The organism is Pseudomonas sp. 1, assembly GCF_056626735.1.
Genome location: NZ_JBWXMQ010000003.1, coordinates 357132 through 383496, shown reverse-complemented (window position 1 = coordinate 383496; position 26365 = coordinate 357132). Strand labels below are relative to the sequence as shown.

Annotated in this window: 18 protein-coding genes; 10 read left to right on the top strand and 8 right to left on the bottom strand. The window is 58.6% G+C overall.

The features are described 5' to 3' along the window. Positions 1-38 precede the first annotated feature (38 nt). The 4 genes from AC1MDC_RS07335 to AC1MDC_RS07320 all read left to right on the top strand — a co-directional run bounded on the left by AC1MDC_RS07335 (position 39) and on the right by AC1MDC_RS07320 (position 4112). Positions 39-1550 (top strand): purine-cytosine permease family protein, encoded by a 1512-nt coding sequence (locus tag AC1MDC_RS07335; protein ID WP_011332981.1) that lies wholly within the window; start codon positions 39-41, stop codon positions 1548-1550. 79 nt (positions 1551-1629) lie between these two features. Next, a complete protein-coding gene (locus tag AC1MDC_RS07330) occupies positions 1630-3009 on the top strand; it encodes a sodium:solute symporter family protein (RefSeq protein WP_227234780.1) in 1380 nt (459 codons plus the stop codon). An 84-nt stretch (positions 3010-3093) separates the two neighbouring features. Then, positions 3094-3819, top strand: coding sequence for an MBL fold metallo-hydrolase (locus tag AC1MDC_RS07325; protein ID WP_085700668.1), 726 nt, complete (start codon positions 3094-3096; stop codon positions 3817-3819). 44 nt (positions 3820-3863) lie between these two features. Beyond that, positions 3864-4112 (top strand): hypothetical protein, encoded by a 249-nt coding sequence (locus AC1MDC_RS07320; RefSeq protein WP_007956577.1) that lies wholly within the window; start codon positions 3864-3866, stop codon positions 4110-4112. 95 nt (positions 4113-4207) lie between these two features. On the opposite strand, the gene AC1MDC_RS07315 is transcribed toward AC1MDC_RS07320, so the two are convergent. Together AC1MDC_RS07315 and ptrR are read right to left on the bottom strand one after the other, a co-directional pair. Next, the gene (locus AC1MDC_RS07315; protein WP_003184145.1) at positions 4208-4336 is read right to left on the bottom strand and encodes a PA1414 family protein; all 129 of its coding nucleotides are present in this window, start codon (positions 4334-4336) and stop codon (positions 4208-4210) included. Positions 4337-4478: 142 nt separating this feature from the next. Continuing rightward, on the bottom strand, positions 4479-5372 hold the full coding sequence (ptrR, locus tag AC1MDC_RS07310; RefSeq protein ID WP_085703786.1) for a putrescine utilization regulator PtrR: 894 nt from the start codon (positions 5370-5372) through the stop codon (positions 4479-4481). A 104-nt stretch (positions 5373-5476) separates the two neighbouring features. Between ptrR and AC1MDC_RS07305 the strand changes: the two genes are divergently transcribed. After that, a complete protein-coding gene (locus AC1MDC_RS07305; protein ID WP_480392761.1) occupies positions 5477-6658 on the top strand; it encodes an MFS transporter in 1182 nt (393 codons plus the stop codon). On the opposite strand, the gene AC1MDC_RS07300 is transcribed toward AC1MDC_RS07305, so the two are convergent. After that, complete coding sequence (locus AC1MDC_RS07300; protein WP_085703788.1) at positions 6603-7535, bottom strand: DMT family transporter; 933 nt, start codon at positions 7533-7535, stop codon at positions 6603-6605. The genes AC1MDC_RS07305 and AC1MDC_RS07300 overlap by 56 nt on opposite strands. An 82-nt stretch (positions 7536-7617) precedes the next feature. Here AC1MDC_RS07300 and AC1MDC_RS07295 point away from each other — a divergent pair, with 82 nt between their 5' ends. Further along, positions 7618-7764, top strand: a complete 147-nt coding sequence (locus AC1MDC_RS07295) for a hypothetical protein (protein ID WP_480392760.1) — start codon at positions 7618-7620, stop codon at positions 7762-7764. Here AC1MDC_RS07295 and AC1MDC_RS07290 read toward each other — a convergent pair. Both AC1MDC_RS07290 and AC1MDC_RS07285 read right to left on the bottom strand, forming a co-directional pair. After that, positions 7753-8157 (bottom strand): DUF2177 family protein, encoded by a 405-nt coding sequence (locus AC1MDC_RS07290; RefSeq protein ID WP_085700678.1) that lies wholly within the window; start codon positions 8155-8157, stop codon positions 7753-7755. The genes AC1MDC_RS07295 and AC1MDC_RS07290 overlap by 12 nt on opposite strands. 45 nt (positions 8158-8202) lie before the next feature. After that, complete coding sequence (locus tag AC1MDC_RS07285) at positions 8203-9039, bottom strand: CvfB family protein (RefSeq protein ID WP_085700664.1); 837 nt, start codon at positions 9037-9039, stop codon at positions 8203-8205. 351 nt (positions 9040-9390) lie between these two features. Here AC1MDC_RS07285 and AC1MDC_RS07280 point away from each other — a divergent pair, with 351 nt between their 5' ends. From AC1MDC_RS07280 to AC1MDC_RS07270, 3 genes are all read left to right on the top strand, one after another. Next, on the top strand, positions 9391-9579 hold the full coding sequence (locus AC1MDC_RS07280) for a hypothetical protein (RefSeq protein ID WP_016985943.1): 189 nt from the start codon (positions 9391-9393) through the stop codon (positions 9577-9579). A gap of 216 nt (positions 9580-9795) precedes the next feature. After that, on the top strand, positions 9796-10512 hold the full coding sequence (locus tag AC1MDC_RS07275) for a TorF family putative porin (RefSeq protein ID WP_480392759.1): 717 nt from the start codon (positions 9796-9798) through the stop codon (positions 10510-10512). A 71-nt stretch (positions 10513-10583) separates the two neighbouring features. Next, positions 10584-11453, top strand: a complete 870-nt coding sequence (locus tag AC1MDC_RS07270; RefSeq protein ID WP_480392758.1) for a DUF6279 family lipoprotein — start codon at positions 10584-10586, stop codon at positions 11451-11453. 58 nt (positions 11454-11511) lie between these two features. On the opposite strand, the gene AC1MDC_RS07265 is transcribed toward AC1MDC_RS07270, so the two are convergent. After that, positions 11512-11904 carry a transcriptional regulator gene (locus AC1MDC_RS07265; protein ID WP_085710345.1) on the bottom strand — a complete coding sequence of 131 codons (393 nt, stop codon included), beginning with the start codon at positions 11902-11904 and terminating at the stop codon, positions 11512-11514. A gap of 176 nt (positions 11905-12080) precedes the next feature. On the opposite strand from AC1MDC_RS07265, the gene AC1MDC_RS07260 reads away from it, so the two are divergent. Continuing rightward, a complete protein-coding gene (locus AC1MDC_RS07260) occupies positions 12081-12815 on the top strand; it encodes a DUF899 domain-containing protein (RefSeq protein WP_480392757.1) in 735 nt (244 codons plus the stop codon). 83 nt (positions 12816-12898) lie between these two features. Here AC1MDC_RS07260 and AC1MDC_RS07255 read toward each other — a convergent pair whose 3' ends face one another. Next, complete coding sequence (locus AC1MDC_RS07255) at positions 12899-13249, bottom strand: hypothetical protein (RefSeq protein WP_480392756.1); 351 nt, start codon at positions 13247-13249, stop codon at positions 12899-12901. Next, positions 13246-26268, bottom strand: coding sequence for a hemagglutinin repeat-containing protein (locus AC1MDC_RS07250; protein WP_480392755.1), 13023 nt, complete (start codon positions 26266-26268; stop codon positions 13246-13248). The genes AC1MDC_RS07255 and AC1MDC_RS07250 overlap by 4 nt, the downstream gene beginning before the upstream one ends. Positions 26269-26365: the final 97 nt, after the last annotated feature.

Sequence of the window (26365 nt, the reverse complement as noted above, 5' to 3'; positions counted from 1 at the left end):
CACGCACGATGAGCGCGCCTTTGTGATCGGAGCAGATCATGAATAACAACAACAAAGACCAAAGCCTTACGCAGATTGAAACCCACGGGGTCGAACAGATCCCGGACAACGAACGCACCGCCGGTCCCGTGGACTTGTTCCGCATGATCTTTGGCGGCGCGAATACCTTTGCCACCGCCGTGCTCGGCAGTTTCCCGGTGCTGTTCGGCCTGTCCTTTCAGGCGGGCGTCTGGGCGATTGTTTCGGGCGTGCTGCTCGGCTCGCTGATCCTCGCACCGATGGGCCTGTTCGGTCCGCTCAACGGCACCAACAATGCCGTGTCGTCCGGTGCGCACTTCGGCGTGCACGGGCGGATCGTCGGTTCGTTCCTGTCGCTGTTGACCGCCATCGCCTTCTTCTCGCTCTCGGTGTGGAGTTCGGGAGATGCGTTGATCGGTGGTGCGAAACGCCTGATCGGCCTGCCGGAAACCGACCTGACCCTGGGCCTGGCCTACGGTCTGTTCGCGATTCTGGTGCTGACCGTGTGCATCTACGGCTTCCGCTTCCTGCTGTGGGTGAACAAGGTCGCGGTGTGGAGCGCGAGCCTGCTGTTCCTGCTGGGCATCTTCGCCTTCGCCGGTCCCTTCGATTCGCACTACGCCGGCACCGTCAGCCTCGGTCAGCCGGGCTTCTGGGCCGCGTTCATCGGCGCCGCGCTGGTGGCCATGAGCAACCCGATTTCCTTCGGCGCGTTCCTCGGCGACTGGGCCCGCTACATCCCGCGTGAAACTTCGCGTCAGCGGATCATGGCGGCAGTGATTTTCTCGCAGATCGCCACCTTCATCCCGTTCCTGTTCGGCCTGACCACCGCGACCATCGTGGCGATCCAGGCGCCGGACTACATCGCGGCCAACAACTACGTCGGCGGTCTGCTGGCGGTGTCGCCGAGCTGGTTCTTCCTGCCGGTGTGCCTGATTGCGGTGATCGGTGGCATGTCCACCGGCACCACGTCGCTGTACGGCACCGGGCTGGACATGTCGAGCGTGTTCCCGCGCCTGCTGTCGCGGGTCAAGGCGACGTTGCTGATCGGCGTGCTGTCGATCGCCTTCATCTTCATCGGGCGCTTCGCGGCGAACCTGGTGCAGAGCGTGTCGACCTTCGCCGTGCTGATCATCACCTGCACCACCCCGTGGATGGTGATCATGATCATCGGCCTGGTGGTGCGTCGCGGCTTCTACTGCCCGGACGACCTGCAAGTGTTCACGCGCGGCGAGCAAGGCGGACGCTACTGGTTCAGCCACGGCTGGAACTGGCGCGGTCTGGGCGCGTGGATCCCGAGCGCGGCGGTCGGCCTGTGCTTCGTCAACCTGCCGGGGCAGTTCGTCGGCCCGCTGGGTGAACTGGCCGGCGGCATCGACATCAGCCTGCTGGTGACCCTGGGCCTGGCCTCGGTGATGTACCTGATGCTGCTGAGCCTGTTCCCGGAACCGGCGCTGGTCTACGGCCCGAAGGATCCCCGGAGCAAAGGCGCCCATGCGCCGGCTGAAGCGGCGCTGCGTCAGGCCGCCTGAAGAAACGAATCGCCTGTGGGAGTCAGCCTTCTCCCACAGTGTTCCACCTCATAAAAAAGACAATCGGAGACACGCCATCATGGCTTTGGATTTATTCGTCGTCCTCATCTACGCGGCCGGCATGCTCTTGCTCGGCTACTTCGGCATGCGCAAGGCCAAGACCAACGAGGACTTCCTCGTCGCCGGACGTAACCTCGGCCCGAGCCTGTACATGGGCACCATGGCCGCGACCGTTCTCGGTGGCGCGTCCACCGTCGGCACCGTGCGTCTGGGCTACGTGCACGGCATCTCCGGTTTCTGGCTGTGCGCGGCACTGGGTTGCGGCATCGTGGCGCTGAACCTGTTCCTGGCCAAGCCGCTGCTGAAACTGAAGATCTACACCGTTACCCAGGTGCTGGAAAAACGCTACAACCCGATGGCCCGCTCGGCGAGCGCGGCGATCATGCTGGCCTACGCGCTGATGATCGGCGTGACCTCGATCCTCGCCATCGGCACCGTGCTGCAAGTGCTGTTCGGCCTGCCGTTCTGGGTCTCGGTGCTGCTCGGCGGTGGCGTGGTGGTGGTGTACTCGGCCATCGGCGGCATGTGGTCGCTGACCCTGACCGACATCGTCCAGTTCATCATCAAGACTGTCGGCCTGATGTTCATCCTTCTGCCAATCTGCCTGTACCGCGTCGGCGGCTGGGATGAGCTGGTGCTGAAACTGCCGGCGACGGCGTTCAACTTCACCACCATCGGCTGGGACACGATCATCACCTACTTCATGATCTACTTCTTCGGCATCCTGATCGGTCAGGACATCTGGCAACGGGTGTTCACCGTCAAGAACGAAAAAGTGGCTCAGTACGCCGGTAGCCTCGCGGGCGTCTACTGCATCCTCTACGGTCTGGCCTGTGCTCTGATCGGCATGGCGGCACACGTACTGATTCCGGATCTGGACAACGTCAACAACGCCTTCGCCGCGATCGTCAAACTGTCGCTGCCGGACGGTATCCGTGGCCTGGTGATCGCCGCTGCCCTGGCCGCGATGATGTCCACCGCCAGCGCCGGCCTGCTCGCCGCGGCCACTACCCTGACCGAAGACCTGCTGCCGAAACTGCGTGGCGGCAAACAGTCGAGCCTGGGTGTGAACCGTCTGTTCACCCTGCTGACCGGTGCCGTGGTCCTGGCCATCGCGCTGGTGGTCAACGACGTGATCAGCGCCCTGACCCTCGCTTACAACCTGTTGGTGGGCGGCATGCTGATCCCGCTGATCGGTGCAATCTTCTGGAAACGCGCAACCACCGCCGGCGCCATCGCCAGCATGGGTCTGGGTTTCGCCACCGCCCTGCTGTTCATGTTCAAGGACGGCCTGGACGCCAACACGCCGATCTACTACAGCCTGGCTGTGGGTCTGGTGAGTTTTGTGGTGGTCAGCCTGATGTCCCGTCGCCCAAACGCGGTGGCCAGCGCGATCTAAGCTGAACACAACGACTTGATGCTTTCTTCGGCGGGTGTGGCGTCGGTTGCCACACCCGTTTTTTTCGTCTGGAGAAAATGCTTGATGAAGATTGTTTCTCGCGATCAGTGGTTCGAAGTGCAAACCCTGAGTGACGGCATTCGGCTGATTCACGAGCCGTACATCCGCCCGTTCTATCGCTGCAACCTGTGGCATGTTCAGGGTCGGGACAAGGATCTGCTGCTCGACAGCGGTTCCGGGCTGGTCAGCCTGCGCGAGCAACTGCCATGGCTGACTGAACGGCCGCTGGTGGCGGTGGCCAGTCACTGCCATTTCGACCACATCGCCGGGCATCACGAGTTTGCCGAACGGCTGGTGCATCCCGCCGAGGCGGACATTCTGGCAGCGCCGGATGGCGAAAATGATCTGAGCCGGGCCTTCGTCGGCGACGACATGTTCGAAGCGCACCCGGATTGCCCGTTGTGCTACGCCGAATACCGGGTCAAGGCAGCGCCTGCTACCGGGTTTGTCGAGGAAGGCGATGTGCTGGACCTCGGCAATCGAACCTTGCAGGTGCTGCACACGCCGGGGCATTCACCGGGCGGGATCAGCCTCTACGAAGCCGCCACGGAAACCCTGTTCAGCGGCGACATCATTTACGACGGCCCGCTGATCGAAGACGCCTACCACTCCAACCTCGACGACTACGCCGCCAGCCTGCGACGCCTGCAGGCGTTGAAGATCCGCACGGTGCACGGCGGGCACTTCGGCAGTTTCTCGGGAGAGCGCTTACGTTCGATGATTGACGAATGGTTGCGCCGACACGCCTGAGGCCTGCTGTACTCCAGTCAGACCAACAACCATAAATATCTGCCATGAGAAGAGCTGCCGTGCGTGCTGCCGTGCACCGGTTCATCCTGCGCCTGCTGGAAAATCGTGAATTCGACGACAACACCAGCCTCGCGCAGCTGGGGCTGGAAAAAGCGGATATCGAGGATCTGATCTTCCATCTGGAAGATGAATTCGGACTGACGGCCTTCACCGCCGAAGAGGACCGGATGCTCAAGACCGCGAAAACCGCGAATGACCTGAGCCGGTTTCTGATGGAAATCGGGCGTCACTGAAAAAACAAAAGATCGCACCCGGTCGCCACTCCAGGAAATGGCGACCGGGTGCGATCTTCTGTCGTTTAAATCCTTTGATCCTTCAAAGCGGGGCATTACCGCCGACGTGGCTGACGCCGACGCTGTTCGTCATCGGTGCGAATCGGGACCGGTTGCAGAGGCGGTTCGATCAAGCCGAGGGCAACACCCAAATCGTGCAGCCAGTTTTGAATTTTCTCTTTCATCGTCATGCCCCCTTCAGGGTGGTGCTGAGCGTCCGGAATTCTGAGGCCGCTTCGCACTGATAATAGTCCGAAGTCCTACGCAATGCTCGGCCAAATCCGCAATGATCTGTTACTGAATTGATCCAAATCCCTGACCGTTCGTTCAAGCCGTTTCCCGCACGTCTTCGCCAGCCACGGGATAGAGCGCCTGCTGCTGTTCGATCCACGCATTGAGGTTGGCCCCAACCATGCCCCGCCGCCACATCAGCCATGTTGTCGCACTGGCAAACGGCTCGGCCAGCGGATGCACCGCCACGCTTTCGCGCCCCGGCAGGCTGGCGAGCATCGACTCCGACATCAGCGCCACGCCACTGCCGGCAATCACGCAGGCGAGCATGCCCTGATAGGACTCGATCTCCATCGCCCGGCCCATCGCCGCCTGATAGTGGGCGAACCACGCTTCCAGCCGCGCGCGATAGGCGCAGCCATGGCGAAAGGTAAACACCGCCCGCCCTTCAACATCCCTGGCGCTGCGCACCGGCGGGTGATCGGCCTCGCTGATCAGCACCAGCCGCTCATTACACAAAGGCACACCGTCGATCCCGGCCAGTTGCGGCGGGCCGTCCACCAGTGCGGCGTCGAGGCGTCCGGTGAGCAGGCCTTCGAGCAATTCACCACTGGGCCCGGACTGCACCTGAAGATTCACCGCCGGATACTGTTTGTGATAGCGCGCCAGCAACGCCGGCAGATGAATCGCTGCCGTGCTGTACAACGTGCCGAGCACGAAATCCCCCGCAGGTTGCCCGCCCATCACCGCCGCACTGGCCTGATCGCGCAAGGCGAACAGTTTGCCGGTGTAGTCCAGCAGGACTTTTCCTGCAGGCGACAACTGCAAACGCTGACGCTCACGGACGAACAATTCGACACCCAGTTGCTCCTCCAGCTGCTTAAGCCGGGTCGACAGGTTCGACGGCACGCGGTGCAAACGTTCGGCGGCGCGGGTGATCGAGCCCTCCTGCGCCACGGCCTGGAAGATCCGCAATTGGCTGAACTCCACAACCTTTCTCCTGAACAGAACAAGTTGCTCACTATTATTCAATTTTAAAGAAAGTCAATCAGTCCTAGCCTGACGGTCATTGAACCACCAACGGAATTCAGACCATGTCCCCGCTGATTCGCTTATCCGCCTGCTTCATCGCCCTGATGATGGCCATGGGCATCGGGCGTTTCGCCCTCACCCCGCAATTGCCGCACCTGCTCAGCGAAGGCCAGATCGACCTGACCGCCGCCGGTCTGATTGCGGCAGCCAACTACCTCGGCTATTTGCTTGGTGCGGTGGATGCGATGTTTTCCCGCCGGCCGGATCAGGTCCAGCGTCGCCTGCACGGCGGTCTGTGGTTGTGCGTGCTGCTGACGTTGGCGTCGTTCTGGGCCAACGGTTTCTGGTCGCACCTGCTGCTGCGCTTCGGCACCGGAGTGGCGAGCGCCTGGGTACTGGTGATGATTACTGCGTTGAGTCAACCGCTGGCTGCGGCGACAGGCCGTCCGCGTCTGGGAGCGATGGTGTTCGCCGGGCCCGGGCTGGGGATTTTTCTGACGGGATTGCTGGCTCTGTTCTCACATCTGGCGCAGCAGACTTCCGCGACTCTGTGGCTGATTTACGCTGCTGTGGCGCTGGGGATGTTGCTGGCGATCGTGCGGATCCTGCCGCAACCGGGCGTCGGTGTGCCGGCCGCACCGGCTGTCGTGAATTCGTCGAATCGCGGCATTGGGCGCTTGGCGGTGGTGTATGCCTTGTATGGTGTGGGCTACATCATTCCGGCCACGTTTCTGTCGCAGATGGCCAACGCGCAGTTTCACGGGCAATGGCAGGCCGATCTGTTCTGGCCGTGCTTCGGCCTCGGCGCTGCAATCGGGGTTTTGCTGGTGAGTTTGCGTCGGCATGATCCAGACACCACCCGGCACTGGTTGATGGCGACGTTGTGGCTGCAGGCTGCCGGGGTTTTCGCTTGCCTGCTGGGCAGTGGCCTCGGCCTGGCATTGGGCGTGATCCTGTGCGGCACGCCGTTCCTGGCCTGCATGCAACTGGTGATGCAACGCTCCCGGGAACTGGCGCCCCACGCCACCCAGCGCAACGCCGGCCTGCTCACCGCGTGCTTCGCCGTCGGCCAACTCAGCGGGCCGTTGCTGGCGGCGCTCAGCAGCCATTTCAGCGGTGGCCTGCAACCGGCGCTGGTGATCGCCGGCAGCGGCTTGTTGATTGCCGGCGGTCTGGCATGCAAATCGATTACGGCTGACCGAGGGCTTTGCGCAAACGCCGACGCACCCACTGTTCCGCGCTGACGAAGGTGATGCCGAGCAGCACCAGCACGGCGCCGATGATGAAATTCAGGCTCAGTTCTTCGCCGAGCAACACCACGCCGAAGGTCACGCCGAACAACGGCGTCATGAAGGAAAACACCGCGAGGTTGGCCGCCAGATAACGGCGCAGTAGCCAGAACCAAGTCAGGTAACTGAAGAACGACACGACCAGGCCCTGAAACAGCACGCTGCCCACCGCCACGACGGTCAGGCTGACGTGGGTGATCTGGCCGCTGAGCAGCGCAATCAGCAACAGACCGATGAAACCGACGATCAGTTGATAGAACAGGGTCAGCGTCACCGGAGCCTCCGACAGACGCGAGGCGCGCACCACCACAGTGGTCGCGCCCCAACTGGCGCCGGCCAGCACGCCGAGGGCATCGCCCATCAACATGCGGCGGTCGAGGTTGGCCCACGACACACCGCCGGCAAACGCGATGGCAATGCCGACGAACGCGAGGAAAATCCCCAGCCATTGCACCGGCCGCAGACGCTCGCTGGGCAACAGGAAATGCACGCCAAGCGCGGTGAAGATCGGCGCGGTATAGAGGAACACCGACATGTGCGCGGCGGTGGTCAACTGCAAGCCTTCGGAGATGAACAGGAACTCGAGCCCGAACAAGGCACCGGCCAGCAAGCCGCCGCGCCAGGTCGTGCCGACCTGATCCCAGCCACCCTTCCAGCAGATCAACAGTCCTACCAGCAATGCGGAAATCCCCGATCGCCCCGCCGCCTGCATCACCGGCGCAATGTCGGTCGCCGCCCACTTGATCATCACCTGCTGTACGCCCCAGATCAGGCACAGGCCGATCATCACTTGCAGGGCAAAACCGTCGGCACTGCGCCGACTGACGCTCACCTCGACACCTCGAACACACACGACATGGCAGTTTTTCCAATGGTCAAACAAAGCCCCGGCTCTTCGTCCGGGGCGAAAAATAGTGAGTGAATTATTAACCAGTCAGCCAGAAAAAGCCGCCTGGAAAAGACATCTGATGCTCCTGCAACGTCAGCGGCGAATGGCTGACGGCTGCACCGTCAATCGCTGGCAAGGCGTCAGTTCAAACAACCAAAAATCAGCGGGCTGATCTGCCAAACCGGCCAGCCACAACAAATCCGACCGAACAAGCCAGCGCCGTGGCAAACGTCCCCCAGGCCCAATCCATCAGCGACACCTGCGCCGACCAGCCGCGCAGCGTTGCCCAGTTGGTCAGGTCGTAAGTGCCATAAGCGACCAGCCCTAGCAGCGCCCCCATCCGGGCGGCGCGTTGCCAGGTCAGCGACGGCATCACCACAAACACCACACAGCCGAAAACGTACAGGCAATAAAAAACCGTTGCCGGCACCAGCAACGGTTTGTCGAGCATCAGCGAACCGAGCAGTTCGCGATAGGTCGGCGCCATCAACACACCGAGCCAGAGCCCGTCGAGCAAAAGAAACGTCAGCAGCGTGGCGACGTAGGCAATCAGTGCTTTTTTCATCTGCCCGACCTCGAGTGAGCCCATGCAACATGGGCCACGGGAGACTCAGGTTAGTTCAATGCGATCGGCGTGAATGACGATCTTGCCTTCCTTGTACAAGGAACCGATGGCCTTTTTGAAGTTGCCCTTGCTGACACCGAACAGGCTGCTGATCAGCGCCGGATCGCTCTTGTCGCTGACGGCCAGGGTGCCGTTGCTTTCGCGCAACTTGGCGAGGATCTTCGAACTCAGGCTGCTGGCCGCTTCCTGCCCTACCGGTTGCAGGCTCAGGCTGATCTTGCCGTCGGCACGCACTTCCTTGATGAAACCTTTCTCGCGCATGCCGGAACGCATGAACTTGAAGATTTCGTTCTTGTGAATCAGACCCCAATGCTTGTTGTTGATGACTGCCTTGAAACCCATGTCGGTGGCTTCGGCCACCAGCAGATCAACTTCCTGGCCCACGCTGTAATTGGCCGGGGTCTTGTCCAGATAACGATCCAGGCGCGCGGTGGCGGTGATGCGGCGGGTGTGCTTGTCGAGGTAGACGTGCACCACGCAGTACTCGCCAGCGGTCATCTGGCGTTTTTCTTCGGAGTAAGGCAGCAGCAGATCCTTCGGCAGCCCCCAATCGAGGAACACGCCGATGCTGTTGACTTCAACAACTTTCAAACTGGCAAATTCACCGACCTGAACTTTTGGTTTTTCAGTGGTGGCAATAAGTTTGTCATCGCTATCCAGATAAACAAAAACATTGAGCCAGTCTTCATCTTCGCTGGGAATATCTTTAGGGATATAACGGTTGGGCAAAAGAATTTCGCCGTCGGCACCGCCGTCCAGATATAAACCGAAGTTAGTGTGTTTAACCACTTGCAAACTGTTGTAACGCCCGACTAAAGCCATTTCCAATACCCTCATTGCGTGGGCGGCATTCTACCCGGTTTTGCCGGGTTCGTTGGTCGCCAGATCGGACCACCGAATGAAAATCCGTGGGAGGCCTTGATTTTCCTGGATTTCGCGCCGCACGTGTGCCATTCGTCAGGCCAGCGTGACGGGTTTCGCCTGATCCCGACGTAGCGCGGCATCCTCATATCGAATAAATGTTGTTATTTAAAACAGCGGGTTAGCGGGATATTTCGAATAATTAATCAAGAATAATCCACCTGCCCGCTGGGTTATTCCGGGAGATATTTACCAAGCAATTGTCAACTTATTCCTGTACGATGCCTGGCCGAGTTACTTTTCTACAGGTTAATGGCCGCCATGCGTGTAAAAGCATCCACCAGCAAAGCAAAGCCAGCTCCAGCCGTTGAAACCAGCGAATCGATCAACGATCAGATCGCGGCATTTCTCAAGTCCGGCGGCGAGATCCAGCAAATTGCCAAGGGCGTCAGCGGCCAGACGTTCGGCCCGTCCAAGCAGATCAGCCTGGGCAAGAAATAACGCCCCGCAGCACACCTGTCCAAAGGCGCTTTGAGCTTCGAAGCGTCTGGACCGGATCCCTCGCAAGACCTCTCTGGCGTTTAACCAAACATTCAAAACTACAGAAATCGACGAACGGCCATCGATGCCGATCATTCGCCGGTATCCTTGCACGCGTCTGGATCAAGCGTTTCAGCAGGTTTATCCGCCCTGCGCTCGCTGCTCACGGAGTGACGCATGCTCAAATTTTCCTGTTTATTACTTGTAGGCCTTCTGGCGAGCCCGGCGGCGCACGCGCAGATTTTCCAGCGTGAGCTCGGCGATTTCGACCTCAAGCTCGGCACCACGCCCAGCCGCAGCATGGCTCAGGGGCTGGTCAAACCTTCGGCGGTCGGCTCGTTTCACGGCGGCCTGGACCTGAGCCACGACAGCGGCCTGTATGTCGGCCAGTACGCACCGAGCATGGGTCTCACGCCGGGGAAGAATCTCGAAATCGATTCCTACATCGGCTTTAAACAACCTTTCGATCAGACCCTCGGCTACGAAGTCGGGATGATCCATTACAGCTATCCCAAGGTCGACACCCTCGACAGCCAGGAACTGTTCGGTGGCCTGACCCTGCTCGGCAGCCGGATCGGCATCGCCCTGAGCAACGATCCGGATAAACAGAACAACACCCTGTTTGCCGACCTCGGCGGCAATGAGCCGTTCGGCATCGGGATCAGCATGAAATACACCACCCATCAGCTCAACACGCCGGTCTCGGTTGACGGGGGTTATGTCAGCAGTTTTACCGATTGGTCGGTGAAATTTTCCCGCCCGTTCATGGGCATCGACCTTGACCTCATCTACAGCAACTCCAGCCTCAGCGGCAGCGACTGCTCAGCCTATTCCGGGCATAACAGTCAGTGCGACGGGCTGGTCACGCTCAAGGCCGAACGCGCGCTCTATTGATTGGCTGAACTGCCGGGAGCATCCTGCGCTCACATAAGAATCAGACGCCAGGCTTTCGCAAGGACTCGCTCATGTCTCGCTGGTTCAAACACTGCGCCACCCTTTTGATCTTCACCCTCGCCCTCGGCGCGTGCAGCCGCGTCGGCCTGGCCTATCGCAATCTCGACGTGATCATTCCATGGACGCTCAGCGACTACCTGGACATGACCGGCGAACAGAAAGGCTGGTTCAACGAACGTCTCAAGGAACACCTGAGCTGGCACTGCACCACGCAATTGCCAGGTTATCTGGACTGGCTGGATCGTCTGCAGACCATGGTCGAGACCAATCAGGTCACCGACGCCGCACTTCAGGCCCGCACTCTGGAAGCCAAGCAGGCGATTGCCGAAACCGCCCGGGAAATCACCCCGTCGGCCATCGAGTTGCTGCAAGGGCTGGACGACAAACAGGTCGCCGACATGAACGATGCGTTTGCCAAAGACCTGCGCAAACGTCAGCAGGAATATGTGAAGCCACCGCTGGCCCAGCAGATCGCCGAGCGTGGCGCCCGCATGGACAAGCGCCTCAACGACTGGCTCGGGCCTTTGAGTGTCACGCAAGAGCAACGGGTGATGGCGTGGTCAACCGCACTCGGCGACCAGAACACCCAATGGATCGCCAACCGTGCGCACTGGCAACAGCAGTTCAGCGCCGCCGTTTCCCAGCGTAAAAGTCCGGAATTCCCACAGCGGATAGAGACACTTCTGGTCTATCGCGAGCGTTTATGGACAGCGGATTACCGCAAGGCCTACGCCGACACCGAAGCCCAGGCGCGCTCGCTGGCGGTGGATCTGATGGCAGAAAGCACACCGCAACAACGCCAGCGCCTGTTGAAGAAAATCGATGGAGTACGCAAGGACTTCAATGATTTGAAGTGTCTGAAAGCGGCGAAAGCAGGCTGAGGTTCATTGAACCTGCGGGAGCCGGAAAACCCGGCTCCAGAGGGATCGCAGCAGGCGTTCAGGCAATCTGCGCTTTTGACGCCACACGGTCGAATGTCGCCTCATCCAGCGCATCCTCCTGCTCATCCAGCACCTGACGCGGATGATCATTACCGGGAATGCTGCTGTCGATCAGACTCAACAGGCTCGAGCCGCGCGGGGTCAGGCTGAAATTGTTGCCGGTGCTGCCCTCATCGTCGCCCCGGGGCTCGATAAAACCACGCAGCAACAGCTTCTGCTCGTATTCACAGGCGATGGTTTTCAGGTGATCCAGATTCTCGATCGGCTCGCCTGCCGCCGCTTTTTCCGCTGCGTAGTCTTCGGCATAGGACCGCGGTGCAAAGCTGTGGCCGGCGCCGTTCTGCACTTCATGCAGCAGGCGTTCAATCAAATCCCAGTTATAAGTCGTCATCCTGATTCAACCTCCAGTGCGCGTGATTAATGGCGCTGTCTTAGGTTGTGACCCGGGCGGGCAATAGCCGTTCAGCTTGATTTGCGGCACCGACCGACCAGCGGTCTGTCGATTTCCGACGGCGTTAAGCGACTAGTCTGAGACAGACGGTTTCAACCCCCGCAGGAGAAATCATCATGAACGTTGAGAATCATCCGGTGGTGTCGCGCGAAGAATGGCTCGCCGCCCGCAAGCAGCATCTGGCCGATGAAAAGGCCTTCACCAGGGAACGCGACCGCCTCAGCGGCAAACGCCGCGCGCTGCCGTGGGTGAAAGTCGACAAGGACTATCGCTTCATGGGGCCGGACGGCGAAATGAAACTCGCCGACCTGTTCGGCCAGCACAGCCAGCTCATCGTCTATCACTTCATGTTCGCCAAGGGCTGGGAAGAAGGTTGCCAGGGCTGTTCGTTCCTCGCCGATCACTTCGACGGCGCCAATCTGCACCTGGCCCATCATGACATCGCGCTGGTGGCGGTATCCCACGCGCCATTCGCCGAATTCCAGGCGTTCAAGCGGCGGATGGGCTGGAAGTTCGACTGGGTGTCGTCGGACGGTTCCGATTTCAACTACGACTTTGGCGTTTGCGCCCGTGCTGAAGACGCCGAATCCAAAAAAGCAACGTACAACTACGAAAAGACTGACAGTGCCGAGGAAGAAATGCCGGGGCTGAGCGTGTTTTATCGCGCCAATAACGGCGAGATATTCCACACCTACTCAACCTACGCCCGGGGGCTGGACATGCTGGTCGGTGCCTACAACTTTCTCGACCTTACGCCCAAGGGGCGGAACGAGGACGAAATCATGGAGTGGGTGCGGCATCATGATCAGTATGAAGGTGAGGCAGAATCTGCCTGCTGCCATAAGGAATGAAACTGCCTGTCAGTTCCTGCTCAAAACATACTCGAGAAACACAAGGGATTTACGTGGGGGCTAAATCCCTTGTGCGCTGTCAATTAAACTCCATCGTCTTGAGGCTCAAGATATTTAAAGTCAATTTTCAACTTGCCCAACACAACATCCAACTCAACCACACAGGCGTTCCAGACAGGTAGTGCAGCCGTCAGATTATGCGCTTTATACAGCTTTCTGAGCGCAATCAGGCTCTCATGAATGCCGACATCCACGTCCGGGCTTCCCGGACTGAACCAGTCCTTATTCCCGGTCCCATCAATATAATCAAACAGCAATTTACAGTGATCGTCCTCGGGAGAAAGCTCAGCCTCAACGATAACCGCAGCCGCTGAAGCAGGTGCTGCGTCAATCAGGATCTGGCCGATCCGGCGGTAAATTTCGTTTTCACTCATCCCGTTCCCCCTGGAGCATTCACAAATCGTTCACGGACTTCCCGCCCGTTACCGATTCGATAGGTTACAACAAAGCTATCAGGGCGAACACTGCTTCCAGAGTACGTCGGCAAGATCTTGACGCTTACGTCCTTACCTTCATCAATAGCCTTGGCCCAACTGTTTTCCATCTTTTTCCAGACACCTTTGTTCAGATTGCCATCCATTGGCACCATATTGATCCTTTCCCCAGGGCCATCAAAGATACTAGCAATCAGATGCCCACCTTCATCCGCTTCAAGTCCGCACTTACCCGTCTTGCATTGCTGGTATTTATTGCGATCCCTGACGATATCCGCAAGATCCGCTTCGACTTTCTCGACACGTCCCAGATGGTCAGTTTGATAAACTTTGTTGCCGTCCACTTTATAAATAGTATTCGGCTGAGGCTTGTTCAGCTCCTTGTTCCAGGCACCCTTGCCACCCGAGTCAATCTCGACAATCCGGGGTGGAACAGGTGGCTTTTTGGGATCAATCGGATGATCCGCGGTTTTGCCGGGACCTCCGTCATCCAATAGCGGGTGCTCTATTCGATTAACCCTGACCGGCCTGTTGCCCAGATTCTCGACACCCGGCGTGGCCATTCCTATGAGGATAGAGGCCATGAGCGACCCACCGCCGAGTCGCCAAGCATCCAGATCTACACTTTCGCTGAGTTTTTTGCCCTCAATGCCTTCTGCAATCTTGCGTCCGACAATGGCTTCCAGATTGCTTTGCAACTCCGCCATCGCCTTGCCGAAAGGAGTGTCGCCAAGTACTTTCTGCGAGGCATACAAAATCATGCCTTTGGGGCCTTGCGAAGCAGCAAGAATCAATTCAACGGCTTCGACTTTATCGGGATTGGCCTGCAGATACTTGTTGATATCAGACACTTTATCCAGGGCCAGTTTGGCGTTGGTAATCGCCGGTCCCTTGACAAGAATATTCTTTTCTCCAAGTTCCTTTTTGACTTCTGCAACTGTTTTTGATCCGCCCTCAGACTTGTCTTTTGAAAGCTCGTCCAGAGCCTTCATCTGAGCCAGCACCTGGCTCTGGAAGGATTCGTTCTCCAATAACGCCCGAGCATCTTTCCTGCTGTAACCGGCTTCCACCAACGCATTCAACGCTTGCTCGGCAATGGCTTCACCACCTGCTGCTGCAGCACCTGCGCCCACGCCTTCAAATTGCATCCGGTCTAGCTGATTACCAATAATCAGTGCAATTTCTTTGAAATTGGCCTTCGCGGTGTCGCTGTAATTCACGACCCCATCCGCCCAGCGCTTGACGGTAGTGACCGGCTCAAGCACGGACTTCACCGAACTGTCGCTGATATAAAGATCCGTGCGGTGCTCCTCATCGCGCGTCACTTCGTAAGCATGAGCAGGTTCACGATTCAGGCCGACAGTTGAATCCTGTCCCATGGGTTTGTCGTTGCGCACGATGATGTCGCCAGCCCCCACAGTGGCATGCAACACCTGCTCGCGATCTCTCTCGTAGTTGTAGCCTGAGACGGTCCCGCTACTTTTACCCTTGTCGTCTTTCTTGGACTCATCTGCAAAGCTGTAACTGCCACTGACGTTCAGGTAGTAACCGTGTTCCTTGTCCTTACCAACAAGATCGCGGTGACCAAGCGTTTCGGTATCCAGCTTCAGATTGCCGTTATCAGCAGCGATGACTGCACCGTCCAGCTGTGTATGGTTCTGTGTGCGAATATCGACCTTGTCTTTACCCGTAATAGTGGTCTGGTTCTCGACCCAGTTGGTCTTGCCGGTGGTCTGGCCATAGCCTATCGAGCCGCTGGCGCCAACGAATGAACCGGTAATGCTGATGTCCAGTTCCTTGCCGCTGACCTTTCCGGTATCAGGCAGAGAAGTAACTGTCAGGTTGCGTCCGACATTGCCAATCACTTCGTCGCCGCGTAATTGGGCACCTGCTACGTTGGTATCCCGGCCACTTTCGAATGTCAGTTTGTCCCCGGCATACAAATAAGCTTCCTGCTGCTTGACGCCCTCACGCTCAAGATTGCCCAGACCAATATCTGCGCTGCCATAGACACCGAAACCGTTGCGCCCGAACATCAGTCCGCCTTCCGCGCCCCAACTGCGACGACTGCTGTCACTGCTGGAGGCGTTTTCCGCTGCGTGAATGTTGATGTCGTTGGTGGCTTTGAGCTTGATGTCTCGATTGGCCGTCACTTGGGTGCCGGTGAGATTCAGATCATTCTTCGCGTCCAGGCTGATACTGCCGCCGGCGTTGAGTTGCGTCGGGGTAGAAGTACCTTGGGTCGAATCATCTTTACTGCCGGCATTGCTGACACCTACACCAATTTTGAAGCCCCCGGTGGTTCCCCCCTTCAAGCCACCCTTGCTTTGAGTCTGGTGCCCGTCGGTTCCCTCTGCGCCATGGGCAACGTCGAAGGTGATGTTGCGTCCCGTGACGCTGATGTCGCGACCTGCGTTGAACTGGCTGCCGTGAACGTTCACATCATTGCCGGCATCAACACTGATATCTCCGCCAGCTGAAACATTCGAAGGCCGATTGGTAACCGACGTCTGGGTACGTGTCTGACTGTTACTGGAAGCACCGAAGTGTCCATCAGCTTTCGGCCCGCTGAAGAATTGATCAAGCGCATCCACAGACTTCAAAGTGCTGGAACCTTTGCTGACACCATCCTCTCCCTTGCCCGTCCCCTTGAGCGTATCCATCGTGTTGCCGTAGTTGTAGGAGATGCTGGTTGTGGTGCCGTTACGTTTGACACTGTCTCGAGTCGTGACCTCGCTGCTTTGATCGACTGCATCAATGTTGATGTCGCGAACGGCCTTGAGCTTGATGTTATTCTCGGCCTGCAGGTCAGATCCTTGCTGATTGATATCGCGACCGGCATTGATTTTCAGATCCTCACCTGCCTTGATCAGGCTACCTGCCGCTGTTCGCGCATTACTGTCAACGTCATGTTTGAGGGTTTCACTGCCGACAAAAGTCGTGAAGGCGTTGCTATCGATCGTCTGTTTGAGACCTGTGCTCTTATTGCTTTCCCAGCTCTTGCTGGCTTGCTGGTTGGTGCCGGCAATAACGTTCACGTCGCGCCCGGCGTCGAGGAGCACGCTGCTGTTGGCAATGACTCCGCTGCCGGAGATGTTGATATCACGGGCAGCACCGAGAATGGCGTCGTGCCCGGCATTGATCTGGCTACCAACGCCGGTCGAGCTGACCACTTCGCGCCCGCCCTTGTGCGCAGCACTCACCGTAATGTCCGCCCCCAATCCCGGCGTGCCGGCAAAAAGCCCTACGGTGTCCTTGAACGACAGCCCAAACTTTTTCTTGTACTCCTCGGCCCGGCTGTAAGCCTGATCATCCGCCGCGGCGAGATTGATATCGCCAGCTTTATCGATCACCCCGGCGTGCAGTTCAGCATCGTTGCCAGCGTTGATTTCGCTGGCGTGAAGGTTCACATCCCGCCCGGCAATGATGACTGCATCCCGCCCCGCATTCAGCTCACTGGCTACTTGCGTGACACTTGTCTGCAACTGGCTGCTGCCACTTTTCGAAAGACCGAAAAGCCCTGTTTTGGTTTTTTTGCTGTAAGCCCCTTCCTCTTCAGTACCGGAAAGCACAGTAACGTCCTTGCCAGCACCCACCACCAGATCGTTACCCGCCTTGAACTGGCTGCCGACGACGGTGACGTTGCGACCACCATTGAGGCTGACCGCACCGTCATCATCCTTGGTCGTATTTACGGTTACGTCACGGCCTGCCTCAATCACCGAGGCAACGTTGTCGCTTTCATAGCTCTCCTGCTCGGTGGTCTTGCTACGACCGAACGAGCCCTTTTTCTTCTTGTAGTAGTAAGACGAACTTTCGTCCTTGGCCGAGGCGACTGTGATGTCCTGAACCGCGTCGAGGCTGACATCTTCCGTGGCCTTGATCCGGCTGGCGATGATGCCCAGATCGTTACCCGCGTTCAGCGCGATATCGCGACCGGCATTGAGTACCGAAGACTGTTGGGAAATGCTGTGGGTTTCATTCACGCGCTTCTTGCTTCGCGAAACGAAGTCGCTTTCGTTTGCCGCAGAGGTGATGACGATATCGTTGCCCGAACTGAGTCCGATATCCCGCTTGGCGTCCAGCCGACTGGCCACAATCGCCACATCCCGATCAGCACTGATCGAAAGATCTCGTCCGGATGTCACTTCAGCACCGTGCTGAGTAATCGTCTGATTGAGAAAACTGCTACCACGCGAATCCGTGTAACGATCCTGCACCGAAGTGATGTTCACATCACGATCGGCATCGAGCGTCATGTCACCACCGCTTTTCAATACACCGCCGATGTTGCTGATGTCCTTGCCGGATTTAATCGTCAGATCATTGGCAGCTTCGATCCTTGCAGCGTTGTTCAATACGTCGCGGTGCTGCAGCGTGCCGCCGTAGTTCGTGTCGTAGCCGTAAATGTCACGCTGGTTGATTACGTCACCACGGGTAGCCGTCAGGCTGACATCTCGCCCGGAGATAACGCCGCCTCCGCTGTTGACGATGTTATTGCCTGCCTTGAGGGTCAGTCGCTCGCCCGCTTCGATCAGCCCCGTGTTGGTGAGGTTGTTGCCTGCTTCGGCCGACAGGTTGTTCGAGGCGCGCAGCGTACCCGCGTTGTTCAGGTCGGCACCGGCGATCAGGGTCACGTCGCCGCCCTGAATCAATGCGCCGTTCGGCGCCAGTCGGTTATTTGCCTGGGCCAGATACAGCACCGGCACCAGCACTTTTTCACCGTTCACTTCGTGTTCTTCGAGCCAGACAATGTCGTGGGTCAGCGCCGCCACTTGCTGGGCGGTCAAGGTCACGCCTATCGACAGGTTGAGCTCGTTCTTGCTGGTGACGGCGTTGTTCATCAGGTACTTGAACATTGCTTCGTCAGACGTCTGACCGTCGATGAAGCGCTGTCCGGTCCGGGCCACCACAGCTTGCTGTACCAGGCGTTGTTCAAACAGACCATCGCCCAGGCGTTTGGCGCTGGTATCGGGGTCGTAGCCGAGTTTGCCCAGCAGGTAGTCCGAGCTCATGAACTGCTTGAGGTTGGTCAGTGCCGGGTTGGTCTCGATCAGGTATTTGTGCGGGTTGGAGCGCACGCTAGTGTCGGGCAGGCCTTGAACACGCGGAACATTGAAGGAAGCGTTGCCACGATTGGGCAGCATCACACCCACCGGCCCGTCACCGGCGACAGCGCCGACATTGACCTGCACGGCCTTGTCATTGAGATCGAGCGAAGGGCGGGCGGCCAACGCGAGGTCGCGATTTTTTAGCGACACGGGGTCATTCTGGTCGAACTGGTAATCACTGGCCTTCCTGACCGGTATACCACCCGCATGGCCCGATGTGGTCGCGGTGACGGAGCCAATCGTCCAGGACTGGCCTACCACCAGAGTCGGGTCACTGCCACCCTTGCCACTGAGACGGAACAAGCCGTTATCGCCGGTCGGCAAGGTGAATCCCGGCAGTGCCAACGGGTTTACTTGTTGTTGCGCAAGATCCGGAGGTAACTGCGGATTAAGGAAAACCACGGTGGGTTTCGCCGAATTTTTCACCCCGGTGTCAGCCGCGCCTTTTACCGTGCCGTCGAAATGAGTGTACGGGTTGAGGTTGCCGTTGTTGATCGTGGTTTTTGCATTGATCTGTACGGTTTGCCCGGCTTGAATGATGGAAGAAACGCTGCCGCCGCCATTGGTGAAAATGCGGTCATCCTGCTGCTTCGTACCGGCCAGGATCTGTGAAGGTACCGCAACTTCAGGACCTGTACCGAACTTGGTGTTGATCTTGTTGAGCAACTGCTTGTTCAGCGCCTGGTAATCCCAATGCATTCCGCCCTTGTCAGGCTCATGCCAAGAGTCGATGTAGTCATATTGATACTTCGAATTTCGGTCGGCATAAGCCTGTAGCTCAGTGCTGACCCAGCTCGACTGTGGTTTGCTTGGAAGTCCGGCGAGTTTGTAGACCCGCTTGCGGGTAAAGCTGCCCGACTGCAGGCCGAAGTTATCGAAGGTGTCGACGTCGAGCTGAATATTCTTGCCCGCTGAAATCAGTGACGCGGTGTTGGTGAAGGCGCCGACATTCCCGGTCAGGTTTCCCGCCACCGCAAGCGAAGCTTGCGGGCCGGTAATTGTGGAGGTCGACTCAAAATTTTCATTAACGTAAAAAGTGGTACCGCTGAACGTGATGTCCCCGGAGATAAATTTCTCCTCACCAATCACCCCTTCGGTTTTGTTATTGAAGCTGTTGGCCGACAGCGAAAAATCCCCATCGACATTGATCGAGGCCGCAAGGTTGTTGACGCTGTTGGCCCTCCCGCCGTATTGCCCGCCAATGGTCAGATTGCCAATGCTGTAGATATCGCCGGTCTGATTGGTCAAGTCGTTGGCCAGCAGGTTCATGTTGCCGCCGCTGAAGACCAGACCGCGGTTGTTGGTGAGACTGGCGGTCCTGATCGTCAGATCCTGCGCAGCCCCCAACGTACCGGTATTGCTTACACTGCCGGCATTGATCGTCATCGCATAGTTTGACGTCAGACGTCCTCCGGCATTGTTCAGCAGGCCGCCGACATTAACGGTGGCCAAGCCGCCACCGCCGATGCTCGCAGTGCTGGTCAAGCCCAGTTGCGCCGCAGTCATTGTTATGTCCCCAAGACTGCTGAGCCGACCATTGCCGCTGTAAGTGCCGCCGATCTGGAAGTCCATGCTGCCATCACTGGCGATCAACCCGTCGTTGCTCCAGTTACCACCACGTGCGACCAACTGGTTCGAAGCCAGCAACTGACCGCTCGCCGTTTGCACAAAGGTACCGACGTTAACCGTCAACCGCCCGGCCTGAATCACGCTGCTGTTGGTCCAGCTGTCCGCATTCAGCGTCAGGCCCCCACGGGTCACCAGCGAACCGCCGGCGTTCATCACGTTGGCCGTCGAGATACCGAACTCACCCAACCCGACATGCGTTACCGAACCGCCAGCATTCAGGAAGCTCGGCGCGGACAGGTTGAAATCGGTGTTGGCGGTTTCCACCAGACCGTTGCGGTTGTCGAACTGGCTGCCGATCTGGAAATCGGTCTTGCCGCTGGTGCCGAGGGCACGCAGCTTTCCGCTCTGGTTGTCGAGACTGGAGGCGCGAACACTCAAGGCGCTTGCACTTTCGATCAGGCCACTGCGATTGCCGAGATGACCGTCAACGCCCAGCTCGATACGGCTGCCGCTGACCTGACCTGAGTTGTTGTTCATCGAACCGGCGATGGCTTCCACCAGACCGCGTGCATAAATTCCGCCACCGCTGTTGTCGAGGGTATTGCCACCGGCGTTCAGCAAAATATTGCCGGTGTTGGCAGCGATACGACCACCGTCGCTATAGATGCCACCCAGCGCTTGCAAGTCGAGGCGGCTGCCTTCGATCTTGCCGCCCTGCCCGTTGCGCAACACTCCGGTCAAACGGGTTTGCAGCAGCCCCTTGAGACCGGACAGCACACCGCCACGGCTGTCGAGGCTGGCGGCGGTGATGTTCAGATCGCCGGTCTGGGCGATGAGTTTGCCGCCCTGATTGTCGATGGCGCCGTTGCCGGTGTTCACGGTCATTGCGGTGAAGCTTTGTACCGCACCTTTGTCGTTGTTCAGTGCAGCGGCGTTGATGGTCACACCGGCATCGCGGCTGGAAATCAGACCATCAGCACTGTTGTGCAGAGTGCCGTCGGCGGTGAGATCAAGTTGGCCATTGGCCGAGACGGTGCCGCGTTGGCTGTTGTTCAGATCGCCTCTGGTGTGCAGGTTCAGCAAGGTCTGGCTAATCAACTGGCCACCCTGGTTGTCGACGCTGGCGGAGCGTTTGATCAGCAGCGCACCGTTACTGCCCAATGCACCATTGACGTTAGTCAGAGCACCGAGCAAGTCGAGGGTGACGCTGTCGTCACCGACCAGACTACCCGTGGTGTTGTTCAGTTGGCCGCCGGTGAAAGTCAGGGCCTTCTTCGCGGCGATGCTGCCGGAAGTATTGTTCAGGCTGTCCGCGCGGACATCTAGAGTGTCACCACTTTTGATCAAGCCGCCCGAGGTGTTGTTGAGCGTGCCGCCTGTCACGGTCAGGGTCTGCTTGCCGCCACTGCTCACAGTACCGCCGCGGTTGTCCAGATTTGATGCCTTAACGCTTACCTCGCCAGCACCGCCCACGCCCCCCATGCTGTGGTTGAGCAAGGTGCCACTGAGGTCGATACTCAGGTTGCCGAAGAGACTGGAGACACTGCCTTCCAGGCTGTTGTCGAGGGTGTTGCCAGTAACCTTTACCCCTTTCCAGCCAGACATCAGCCCGCCCTGGTTTTTCAGGTCGGGCGCGTTGAGGGTCAGTTGATCGTTGCTGATCAGGTTGCCGCCACGGTTATCGAGGCTGTTGCCAGCAAGGCTGAAGCTGTTGACGCTGGAAATCTCGCCCCGCTGGTTGTTGAGGTCACGCAGCGTGGCAATGCTGAGCACGCCTTTGCTGTTGATCACGCCGTTCTGATTATTGAGGTCGCGCAGTTGGGCGATGTTCAACAATCCTTTGCTGCTGATCAGGCCGTCCTGGTTGTTCAGATCCTGCGCGGTGGCGCCCAGATCAATCGCAAGACCCGAGACGCCCACCAGCGTGCCGCCCTGATTGTTCAGACCGGTGCTGTTGAGGGTCAGCTGCTGCGCGGCGCGAATGCTGCCCTTACCCTGATTAGTCAGCAGACCATCGACGGTGACGTCAATATCGCTGTCACTCAACAGCACCCCTTCGCCGCTGTTGTCCAGACTCGCCGCCCGGATCGTCAACGCATCAGCGGCGATCTTGCCTTTGATTGAGGTCAGCGCGTTATCGATTGTCAGGGTCAGTTTCTGGTTGCTCAGCAGTTGCCCACCGCTGTTGTCCAGCGACTTGGCGATTAGCTCAAGTGCCTGACCGCTGGAAATCTCGCCACTACGGTTGTTCACGTCAGAGAGGTTTTTCAGCACTAACCGGTTCGGTGCGGTGATGACACCGCCCTGATTATTCAACGCGCCGCCATTCAAATCGACGCTGACGTTACCGCCGCTGAACAACTTGCCGCCCTGCTGATCAAGACCTTGAAGATTGGCGACCAGCGTCTTGCCAGCCCCCAGGCTGCCACCGGTGTTGGTCACCTGACTGGCGACGATCTCCACTTCGTCGTCAGCGTAGATACTCGCCTGACTGTTGTTGAGGGTACCGGTACTGATGTTCAGCTTGGCCTTACTGCTCATCACACCATTTTGCTGGTTATCGAGAGCGCTGCTGTGGAGGGTGAGATTGCCATTGGTCAGCAGTTTGCCGCCCTGATTTGTGATGGCGTCACGGGTATCGACCGAGAGCGCTTTGGCGCTGGAGACGGTGCCGGTGTCGTTGTTGAGGTTTTGCGCAATGATCGTCAAAGCGCCTTCGCTGACGATACTGCCCTGCGCGTTATTCAGAGCCGCAGAGAGGTTGACCGCCAGATCTTTCTGGCTGGTCAGGCGCCCGCTGTTCTCCAGCGTCTGCCCGGTCAGCGTGAGCCCGGTGTCGCCGGACAGCAGGCCTTTATTGCGGTTGATGATGTCGTTGACGGTCAATGCCAGGTTGCCGCCCGCGAGCATGTAACCGCTATCGCTGTTATCGAGCCAGGCGCCGATCAGACTCACATCGGCCTTGCTCGACAGCTCGCCGCTACGGTTGTCGACACGATCGACAGTCAGGTTGAGCGATTTTGTTGAACCGACAAGGCCTTCCTGACGGTTATCCAGGCTCGCGGCAGTGATCGTCATGCCGTTGTCGGCGATGACCACGCCGTTCTGGTTATCGAACATTCCGGTCACGCTGAAATCGATGTCACCACGTACTCGAATGTCGCCGCTGGTGTTATTCAAACTCTCGCTGTGACTGTCGAGACTGGCGGAAGCGATTACACCTTTGATGTTGCTCAGGGCACGCTCAACAACGAGCGTGAGCTTTTCGTTGCTCAGCAGTTTGCCGCCGTCGTTGTTCAGGCTGTGCGCGTTGACGTTCCAGGCCTTGGCGCCGGAAATCTCACCGGCGCTGTTGTTTACCTCATTGAGATTCTTGAACAGCAACTGGCCCGGCGCATGAATATTACCGTGCTGGTTATTGAGCAGACCGTGGTTCATGTCCAGGGTGAGATCACTGTTGCTGAACAGCTCGCCGCCGTCCTGCTCCAGCGAGGTGACCGAGACCTCCAGTTTCTGCTGGCTGCCGATGGTCCCGCCCGAGTTGTCCAGGTGGGTGGCGGTAAGCAACAGCGTGCCATCGGTAGCGAGACTGCCGCCGCGCAGGTTCTTGAACTCGCCTGTGGTCAGCGTCGAATCGGCTTTGGCGCTGATGATGCCGGTGTCGCTGTTATCGAGGCTGGCACTGTTGAACGTCAGGCCTTTTTGCGAAGCGATCAGCCCTCCCAGGTTCAATACTGCACCGTTCGAGATCAGCGCCATCGCTTCAAGGCTCGACAGCTTGCCCAGACGGTTGTCGAGGCGGCCGAGGTTCAGGGTCAATCGGCCTTCACTGCTGATCAGACCGCCCTGGTTGTCCAGTGCCTCCTCGAACGCCAGCTGCAAATCGGACTGACTGACAATCCGCCCACCGACGTTGCTGATGCCAATGCCGCTCAGGGTGCTTGCGCCCTTGCTGAAGATCAGGCCGTTGGTGCTGTTGATGATCTGCGCGACTTTCGCCTCCAGCGTGGTGTCGGACAACACCTTGCCACCCTCGCTGTTGTCCAGGCGTGAACCTTTGATGTGCAGGCCTTGCTGGCTGGAGAGCGAGCCACCACGGTTATCAATCTGGTCGACATTGACAGTCAGGGCCTTGAGCGAGCCGACGAGGCCGTCCTGATGGTTTTCCAGGGTTTTACCGACAAGTTTCAGGTTGCCTTCAGCGACCAGTTCACCGCCCTGCTGGCTCAGGCTGTCGATGTTGGCGTCAATATCGCTTTTGCCGGAAATCCGCCCGCTATCGTTGATCACGTCCTTGATCTTGAGACTTAACAGTCCGGTCGACATCAGAAGGCCACCATTGCTGTTATCCAGTGTGTTGCCTTCGAAGGTCAGTGCTGCCTTGCTTTCAATGCGACCCTTATCGCGGTTGTCCAGCTCATTGATCAGCAGCTTCGCCGCCTGGTCGGCGCGAATCGTTCCGCCGCGATTGTCGGTGCTGGCAGTGCTGATGGTCAGGGTGTCGAGGCTGGAAATCTTGCCAGCGCGGTTGTCCAGGCGAGTGGCCTGAACATCCATCGCACCGTTGGCCTGAATCAGACCCTTGTTCTGGTTGCCCAAGCGATCGCTGATACGGGTAGTCAACGTGCCTTCACTGGTCAACTGACCTTGTTGGCTGTTGTCGAGTTGTTGCGCGCGCAGGGTCAATGATTGTTTGGCGCCGATCCGGCCCCCGTTGCTGTTATTGATGTTGCCGAGCGCCGTAAGGTCCAGCGCACGACCCGCCGTCATCACGCCGGCGACGTTATCCAGCGCGGTGAGTGTCAGCACCGTATCGGCCTGGCTGCTCAGCTCACCGTTACGGTTGATCAGTTGCCCGACAGTGCCGCCGAGATTACCGCTGCTGTTGATCACGCCCTGGCTGTTGAGCACTGTGCCAGCGTTGAGAGTCAGGTTCGCGTTACCCAGCACGCGACCGCTGTTACGGTTGTCCAGCGTACCGGCGTTGATCGCAGTGGTCTGACCACTGAGCGTGCCGCCCTGGTTGTTGAGGGTCTGCGCAGCGCTGACCGTCAGATTACGGCTGGCCACCAGGCCTTTGCCGGTGTTGACGATGTTTTGCGCACTCAGGCTCACATCACCATTGGCATTGCGACCGCCATCGGCATTCACGCCCGCTTCGATGGCGCCGCCGTTAGTCAGCTGCCCTCCGGCGCTGAGGTTGATGCTGTCCCGGGCTGCGAGGGTTTGCTGGTTGTTCAGATTGCCTTGGGTTTGCACGTTCAGTGCCGTACCCGCATAGACCGGACCAAGCGTATCGAGGCTGGCCGCCTTGACGTTAACCGCGCCTGCGGCCGCCGACACGTCAACCATGCTCAATTGACCGTTGGCATCGAGCTGGATGTCGCCGCCGCTGGCAATCAACTTGCCGTCGAGTTTCACCCCGACCCCGGCCTCGGTGCCCACCAGTTTGATCGCCCCGGCGTACATGCCACCCAGTGCCGAGGAGTCGATGGCCAGTTGTGGCTTGGCGCTGCCGTCATCGGCGCGGGCCGTGGCATTGAGGTTGTCGGCGTTGACGTCGTTGCGACCGGCGATAATGGCGAGGTTTTTCGCCTGGATCTCAGCGTTGATCTTTGCGCTGCGGGTGATGATTTCGAAGCGGTCGACGTTGGTGGCATTAAGGCCGGCGCCTTCGATGGCGACAGAGCCCTGATCGACCTGAAAACGATCCAGTCGGCCACTGCCATCGAGCATCGGTTTACCGGTGGTCAAGGTCACGCGAGGCGTATTGATGAAACCGCAGCCGTTGCAACTGATGCCGTACGGGTTGGCAACGATGACTCGCGCCGACTGCCCTGCCACTTCGGTGTAACCGCGCAGCTGGCTCGGGCTGCCGCCGATGACTTCGTTGAGGATCGCCTGGGCCGAGCCGCTGTTCTTCAGGTGCGGGTTATCAATGATGTAGCCGCCCAGTTGAGTGGACGAAGCCTGACTGGAGCCGTTGTTGAGGATGACGCCCTGGGCGCTGACGTTGTACTCGTGAAACTGGTTATGCGACAGCCCCGCGCCGTTGGGCGTGGCGATGTTGATGATCTGTACGCCGTTGCCGGCGCGGTCGAGGGTGGTGCCGGGGTTGGCCACCACAATGCCGTCGGCCTGGGCCCACATCGGTTGCCAGAACATGACGTTGGCCAGCAAAAAAGCGATCCCGCGCTTGGGCATGCCCAGAAAGGTATCGCGGTGTTTTACGGTCGCGGATGGCAGGCGAGCGAGGAAGGCGGATTGGCGAACGTCCATGTTTGAGCTCTCGATGCGACAGGCGAATGAGGTCTGGGTAATCAACAGGCAAAGCGATCCCTGCCCGGCAAAGCACGGCGCCAGGTGAGAGAAAAAG